This window comes from Paenibacillus sp. 3LSP, from assembly GCF_032465655.1.
Lineage (GTDB): Bacteria > Bacillota > Bacilli > Paenibacillales > Paenibacillaceae > Fontibacillus > Fontibacillus barengoltzii.
Genome location: NZ_JAWDJI010000081.1, coordinates 21,305 through 28,561, shown reverse-complemented (window position 1 = coordinate 28,561; position 7,257 = coordinate 21,305). Strand labels below are relative to the sequence as shown.

Sequence of the window (7,257 nt, the reverse complement as noted above, 5' to 3'; positions counted from 1 at the left end):
GGGATGGCGGTCCGTCCGAGCCGACCGCATAAGCGCCCTGCCGGGCTAACTGCATCAGCCCCGCCGCCTGATTCGGCGGAGCTGCTCCGCCGTTCGGCAGCGCACCTGGTTGGGCCGCCCCTCCGGCGGCTGTCCCGGCATTCGCCCCGGACGATGCAGGAGCCGCGGTGTCTCCCGCTGGCAAAGGAGATGCCGATTGCCCTGTCTGAGCCGATGAGCCAGCCGCTGCCGGGCCTGAGCGGGGTTGCCCCCCGTTCCCGGTCATCTCCGGCCCCAATTGGCGCAAAAAGCTGGCGATCTGCTCCTCCAGCGAGGACAGCAGGACGTGCAGCGGAGGGCCAAAAACAGCTTGATGCAGCCCCGCTACCGTTTCACCGGTGATCGGAAGTCCCCGTCCAAAGGCGATACCCGCCGCCTGAATCCACTCCGACAATGGTACTCCAGCCGGCTTTAGCCCGGAGACCTTTTGCAGGAGCGCAAAATTTTCCCGTGTTAATGGAATTCCGTTTTTCTGCATCATCTGCAGGAATTCCCGGTTCGCCGGCGAATTCTCAAGTCCCAGCGATTCGAGCGCCTTGGCGAGAGAAGCAGGAGACAGGACAGTCCCCGGGTCTGCGGAAATTGGCTTCAAGACCGCGAGTCCGTCCTTCGATTCCGGCTGCACCTGCAGGAGCGTCGTTTCTCCTGGACGCATCGGCGTCTCCAAGGCAGCGTGAAGCTTCACACCTTGGACCTGAATGACGGCCACTTGCCCATCATCGGAGACGGACAACACCGTGCCGCGGACCACTTGCCCCGTCTTGAGTTCCAGCGATTTCGCTTCCCCGGAACGAACGTCCCCCATCATACTGCGCAGCAGCGGTCCGATATTCATAAGCTCCCCCCTTAGACTGGATTGAAGATATGGAAAACCCGCCTCCATCGAGAGCGGGTAAGAAAGGCCGGTTAAAACAAAGTTTGTTCTTCAACGAACAAATTGCGCATAAAGCTCTTGCGATGCATGGGCGTTGGCCCCAATGCCAGAAGCTGTTCACGGTGCAGCTTGGTTGCATAACCTTTATGTACGGCGATTCCGTATTCCGGATATCGTGCATCCCATTCGCCTTGGCACAAACGGTCCCGAGTCACCTTGGCAACGATCGAAGCGGCCGCGATCGACTGACTGGTGGCATCCCCTTTGATCACTGAAAGTTGGGGAATGGGCACATCCACCTTCTCTGCATCGATGAGCAGATATTCCGGCTGAATCGACAGTTGTTCTACCGCCTGCTTCATCGCCCGCCTTGTCGCCTGCTTAATATTGATTTGGTCAATGGTCGCCGCATCCACGGATCCGATCCCCACGGCAATCGCCTGTTCCATGATGAGATCATATAGCTTCTCCCGCTTCTTGGCGCTTAATTTCTTCGAATCGTTCACATCTTCCAGCACGAGTCCTTGCGGCAAAATGACCGCAGCGGCAACCACATCTCCAAACAAGCAGCCTCTGCCCACTTCATCGATCCCCGCAATATGCGAATATCCCGCTTGCCAATACTCGCGCTCATATTTTAATAAATCTTCCATAATGCCTCCCTTTACTCGCGAAACTCCCCCCGTGGTGAGCTGTTCTATGTTGTTCTCTTTCTCTAGATGCGAAAATGAGGGTTCCACGCCTGGAGCGCATCCATCATCCTATCGGTTTCATCTATGTTTTACGATGCTTCCCTTATTTTATCGGCAATCCTATTTCGATTCTACAGCCTTTCGCTAAAAAAACAAGCCGCCGACAATCTGAAGTAGAAACTTCAAACTGCCAGCGGCATGCATTTATTAATAGGGGGATTCTAACGAATATCGGCCCAGCTTGCCGGCTCTCAATTCGCGAAGCAATATCCCCGATGCTTTCTCCAAATCCACGCGTCCACCGCTGATAAGGCAACCGCGTTTTCGCCCCACTGCTTCCATGATCGCAACGATTTCGTCCGGATCGTCGAAGTCTCTCGGCGGTTGATCCAGTTCAAACCGTTCTTTGAACGGTTCCCAGTAATACCGAACTAAATATTTTACGGCAAAAAAAGCGATGTCTTCCACATTCAAAATCTCTTCGCGGATCGCTCCGGTTACAGCCAGTCGGTAGCCGACGTTCTGATCTTCAAACTTCGGCCACAAAATGCCCGGCGTGTCGAGCAACTCCATCTCCGTCCCTACCTTAATCCATTGCTGACCTTTGGTGACGCCGGGTCTGTCGCCGGTCGCCGCAATTTTACGACCCGCTAAACCATTAATCAGCGTGGATTTCCCGACATTTGGGATTCCGACAATTAAAGCGCGAACCGCCCGAGGCTTGATACCTTTGGCGATTTGCTTCTCGATCCGCTCCTTCAGCAGCTCCTTGGCCAAGCGGGGAATTTCCTTTAGGCCTTGCCCGCTTGCCGCGTCGGCTTCAACGGCCAGATGCCCTTCTTCCTTAAAATAAGCGATCCACTGCCGCGTCACCGCAGGATCGGCCAAATCGGATTTATTCAAAACAATCAAGCGCGGCTTGCCTTGCAAAATCTCATCGATCATCGGATTTCGGCTCGACAGAGGCAACCTCGCGTCAAGGAGCTCGATGACCACATCGATCAGCTTCAGCTTCTCTTGGATTTGCCGGCGTGCCTTGGTCATGTGGCCGGGAAACCATTGAATTGTCATATACCTTCACCTCACTGTCCCAAGAACGCGCCTTCTCTCACGTTTCTCCCATTCTACTTTCCCAGCATCTAGTGTCGGATCAACTTCAGGTCCGACAGCGGCCAGAACACCAAATCTGCCCGACCTACGATGTCTTTATATGGTACGTAACCGATCCGTCGGCTGTCCGTACTATTCGAGCGGTTATCCCCCAGTACAAATACGTATCCTTCCGGCACCGTTCCATCCGGAACCAGCTCGTTCGGAAAATTCGCCTCCGTATTGTACAGCTCGTTATTATTATGCTTCTCTACCACAACATCTTTAATGTATGTTTCATCTACAACCTTCCCGTTGACCGTCACCGTATCCCCTTCCACTTGGACGGTATCTCCAGGGACGCCGATGACCCGTTTGATGAAATCCCGGCCTTCCGACGGAACGTGGAAAACAATGACTTCACCGTGTTTTGGAGCGCGGATATCGTAAATGATCTTGTTAACGATGATCCGTTCCCCCGTATGAAAGTTTGGTTGCATCGACGGGCCGTCGACAATAAACGGAGCAAAGAAAAGCCAACGAATCAGGAGAACCAACACAATGGCGATGGCGATAGCTTTCAGCCACTCCAACGCCTCGCTTTTTTCCTTCTTGCCCGCAGGCGGCGTTTGCACCGCTCCTGGCCCGTCTGGCGACTGCTCCACCCGTCCGGAAGACGGCGAAACCTCCGGATAACCCTGACGTTCATGCTTCTCCATGGATCGTGACCTCTCCTTATCTCATAAAATATGTACTGGAGGTAGTGAATCTCGAAACTTCCCGAAGAAAAAGCAAAGGGGCTTGATTGGATACAAGCCCCCTCTTCGTTAACGGAAAATTAACGACGTACTTCTTTAATTCTCGCTGCTTTACCGCGAAGTTCACGAAGATAATACAACTTCGCACGACGCACTTTACCACGGCGAGCCACTTCGATTTTATCGATTTTCGGGGAATGAAGCGGGAAAGTTCTTTCCACGCCTACACCGTTCGAAATTTTACGAACCGTAAAAGTTTCGCTAATTCCGCCGCCACGACGCTTAATCACAACACCTTCGAACAATTGGACGCGTTCACGAGATCCCTCGATAACCTTAACGTACACTTTCAAAGTGTCACCAGGACGAAAGCTCGGAATATCCTTGCGAAGCTGTTCTTGCGTAATCGCTTGTACGATATTCATCTAGGACTCCCTCCTTCCACTCAGGTGTTCATGCCTCTTCCAAAGAACCTCTTGTTCTTCTTCATCATCCGCAGCGGACCACCGAATTCACAACAAATTGAATTGTACCATAATCTCATAGGCTTCGCAAGAAAAATATAAGGTTAACAAGGCAAGGGTTATCAGGGGATATCCTTAAATTTATCCTATCCGATTTTGAACAAAAAAATGCCTCCAATCCCTTGGAGGCGAACGTTTTAACCTTAAATTAAAGCAATCGCCAAGAGCGTGAACAGGCTCAGCGTCAAAATTTCGTCGGCCGCTCCATAAGGACCGTACCCGTAGCCACCATAGTAGGGCGGATAAAATGCCGAGATTCGAGCCCGGCCTTTCCCCGATCTTTTTAAATATACGTTGTTCCGGTCAACCTTCACAATCGTGCCTTCGTGTACAGCCCCATCACGGGTTAAAATCCGAACACGCTTCCCCATGCATCGTAAGCAATTATAATATATCTCTTCCATTCCCTTGTTCCCCTTCCTTATGCAAGCTAATGCATAGTATGAGAACAGTGGACGAACGGTATGGGCGACTAACGGTTTGAGGCAACTGTCTTGATAGCTTGCGCGGTATAAAAAAGGAACAGGCAAAATTCAATTGAAATTTGCCTGTTCCTTCGGTTTGCTAAAGATCGGAGTAGCGGGATTCGAACCCACGGCCTCACCCACCCCAAGGGTGCGCGCTACCTGACTGCGCCATACCCCGATAATCACATATAAAGGTTAACGATTTGCCGTTCAACGTTAACCGGATGTCAATCGCGTATTACCATTATAAGCGATAGCCGCGCACGCTCGCAAGAGTTTAGACGCAAGCCTAAGACCTATTCTCTCTCTATTAGGGCTAGTCCCTTTGTCTGATCACCTCCCCGTAAAATAACCCACAAAACCTATATCATTAGATAAGCTTCTATGTAATATTTTTAAAGGACGATAAACGATAGGAGGAAACTTCTCATGAAAAAAATCGTACTCGCGGTTGCAGCTAGCGCCTTAATCGGTACGGCATCCGTGGCAGGGGCAGCCCCTGCAGTAAAAACGGTCAAAGCGACCATTAAATACTTCAATTTTGTGGTGAATGGGCAAACCAAGCTGACGGCGGATGCGCTGGTCTTTAATGGAACGACCTATGTTCCGATTCGTGAGGCCGCAAGCTTGTTTAATTACGACACAACCTATAACGGTGCGACCAAAACCATTTCATTCAGTTCAAAGAAGGAATGGATCACCTTATCCGATTTAATCGCTGCAAATCCACGCCTCTCTGCTTCAAAATCAGAAGAGAACCCTGATGTATACGTCGTTCGAGCTTCGGGCACTACCGCATTTAGCTTAAATGCCGCAAACCTTAAGGATGGAGAAACAACTTCCATCATTACAAACGGTTCTCACTTGATCACGATCAAGAAAGAGCTGGGATCGATTGTATTAAGCAAAAAAGACGTCATCGCCGCTGGATACATCGTTGAATAAAACGAAACATCTATTTAGACATCCCCCTCGGTAACTCTACCGGGGGTTTTTCGTTTGTACCTATGGATAAGAAATCGTAACCACTTTTATAGAGAGAACAAATAAAATAGATCTATTAGAGAAAATAGGAGTTTGTGGAGAAATGAGCAGAAGATTAGCGAGGTATGTACTATTTTTCGCAGCAATTTCGATTCTAGTGTATTCGGCCGCAGTGACCCACCCGAATACGGTTTTGGCCCGTAAGGCTTGCACCTCTTGGGATATGGTGAAAACGAAGGTGTTTACTTCAAGCCATACGAAGCATGAGGAATATCCAACCCTGCCGATGGACTTTGCGGTTGCCCCAGGCACCGCCGAGCAAGTGCCCGTACTGATGTATCATTACATCACTCCAAAGCAATACAATCAAGAGCCTGGCAACAAGTCGATTATCAATCTTGAGGCTTTTGAAGCTGAGATGGCCTATCTGCATGAGCAAGGGTATTATACAGCCTCTTTAAGCGAACTTGAACAATACGTCAGAGGGCAGATCTCCCTGCCGGCCAAGAGCGTGGTCATTACCTTCGATGACGGCTATCAAAATAACTATATTTATGCTTATCCCATTCTCAAAAACTATGGATTCAAAGCAGCTATCTTTGTCATCGGCAGTAAAATCGAAGCAGAAACTCAAACCTTCGATCCGACGAAGAAAACATATCTTTCAAAAGAAGAAATCCACGCGGCGCGCGATGTATTCGAGTTCCACAGCCACACGTATAATTTGCATTACAAAGGCTTCCAAAAATGCGGAGTTCCGTCATCCGCAGGGCTAGACTCTAAGTTAATTCAGGCCGATATCGACAAGATGAAAGAAACCGGGGTTGACTCTCCGTACTTTGCATACCCGTATGGCGAGAAATCCCGGCAGATGATCTATGAGCTGCAGGAGAACGGCTACCGCATGGCTTTCACCGTTCGCCAAGGCTTTGTCAAGCCCGGTGACCGGCTAATGGCTTTGAACCGCTTGACGGTCACATCGGACACAGACATGGAGAAGTTACTTACTCCTTCTCTTTCGGATGACTAGCTTTGATTTCTTCGAGCCAACGCAAGTCCTTGGGAGATAACTCCACCTTTTCGAGCAGATCGGGCCGTCGTTCCCACGTCCGCCGTAACGCTTCCTTGCGCCGCCATTCATCGACATTGGCATGATGTCCACTGAGCAGAATATCTGGCACTCTCCATCCGCGAAACTCAACCGGGCGTGTGTAATGCGGATATTCCAGCAACCCGGTGCTAAACGAATCGGTGATCGCGCTTGTTTCATTGCCTAACACCCCAGGCAACAGGCGCGTCACGCTGTCGATGACCACCATCGCTGGCAGCTCGCCCCCGGTCAGTACATAATCGCCAATCGATAACTCGTCGGTGACCAAGTGTTGGCGAATCCGTTCATCGTAACCTTCATAATGCCCGCAAATAAAAATCAAGTGATCTTCCTGGGCTAATTCTTCCGCCTTCTTCTGCGTAAACGTCTCGCCTTGCGGACACATCAAGATAATGCGGGGCGGGCGAACGGAAGGGTTAGCCGCCAGGTCAGGTTCTGCGGCAACTGCCGGATGTTCCGCCGAATCTCCGGTATCCCCATCAACCTGCCGTCCAAGCAAATCTTCAACCGCACGAAAAATCGGCTCCGGTTTCAGCACCATGCCCCCGCCGCCGCCATAAGGCGTATCATCAACGGTTCCATGTTTATTGCCTGCATAGTCCCGGAAGTTAATGGCGTTGAAGGACACAATCCCCTTGTCCTGAGCTTTGCCGAGGATGCTGCTGCCAAATACGCCGGCGAACATTTCAGGAAACAAGGTCAACACATCGACGCGCATC

Annotated in this window: 8 protein-coding genes, 1 tRNA gene and 1 pseudogene; 2 read left to right on the top strand and 8 right to left on the bottom strand. The window is 50.7% G+C overall.

Annotation, left to right across the window (positions count from 1 at the left end):
* The 7 genes and pseudogenes from RW092_RS06330 to RW092_RS06300 form a co-directional block, all read right to left on the bottom strand.
* Positions 1-874: pseudogene (locus RW092_RS06330) on the bottom strand (flagellar hook-length control protein FliK); the annotation flags it as partial.
* 71 nt (positions 875-945) lie between these two features.
* A complete protein-coding gene (locus RW092_RS06325) occupies positions 946-1,566 on the bottom strand; it encodes a ribonuclease HII (RefSeq protein WP_139817506.1) in 621 nt (206 codons plus the stop codon).
* Positions 1,567-1,812: 246 nt separating this feature from the next.
* Complete coding sequence (ylqF, locus tag RW092_RS06320; protein ID WP_009222986.1) at positions 1,813-2,676, bottom strand: ribosome biogenesis GTPase YlqF; 864 nt, start codon at positions 2,674-2,676, stop codon at positions 1,813-1,815.
* A 68-nt stretch (positions 2,677-2,744) separates the two neighbouring features.
* Complete coding sequence (gene lepB / locus RW092_RS06315; RefSeq protein WP_009222985.1) at positions 2,745-3,413, bottom strand: signal peptidase I; 669 nt, start codon at positions 3,411-3,413, stop codon at positions 2,745-2,747.
* A 119-nt stretch (positions 3,414-3,532) separates the two neighbouring features.
* Entirely contained in the window at positions 3,533-3,877 is a 345-nt protein-coding gene (rplS, locus tag RW092_RS06310) for a 50S ribosomal protein L19 (protein WP_009222984.1), read from the bottom strand.
* A 242-nt stretch (positions 3,878-4,119) separates the two neighbouring features.
* Positions 4,120-4,380, bottom strand: a complete 261-nt coding sequence (locus RW092_RS06305; RefSeq protein WP_016312464.1) for a hypothetical protein — start codon at positions 4,378-4,380, stop codon at positions 4,120-4,122.
* A 167-nt stretch (positions 4,381-4,547) separates the two neighbouring features.
* Positions 4,548-4,621, bottom strand: a tRNA-Pro gene (locus RW092_RS06300).
* A gap of 251 nt (positions 4,622-4,872) precedes the next feature.
* On the opposite strand from RW092_RS06300, the gene RW092_RS06295 reads away from it, so the two are divergent.
* Complete coding sequence (locus RW092_RS06295; RefSeq protein WP_085278856.1) at positions 4,873-5,388, top strand: stalk domain-containing protein; 516 nt, start codon at positions 4,873-4,875, stop codon at positions 5,386-5,388.
* 142 nt (positions 5,389-5,530) lie between these two features.
* Positions 5,531-6,457: a polysaccharide deacetylase family protein gene (locus tag RW092_RS06290; RefSeq protein ID WP_016312465.1), complete on the top strand. Its 927-nt coding sequence runs from the start codon at positions 5,531-5,533 to the stop codon at positions 6,455-6,457.
* On the opposite strand, the gene trmD is transcribed toward RW092_RS06290, so the two are convergent.
* Positions 6,432-7,256, bottom strand: a complete 825-nt coding sequence (gene trmD, locus RW092_RS06285) for a tRNA (guanosine(37)-N1)-methyltransferase TrmD (RefSeq protein WP_016312466.1) — start codon at positions 7,254-7,256, stop codon at positions 6,432-6,434. The genes RW092_RS06290 and trmD overlap by 26 nt on opposite strands.
* Position 7,257 lies beyond the last annotated feature (1 nt).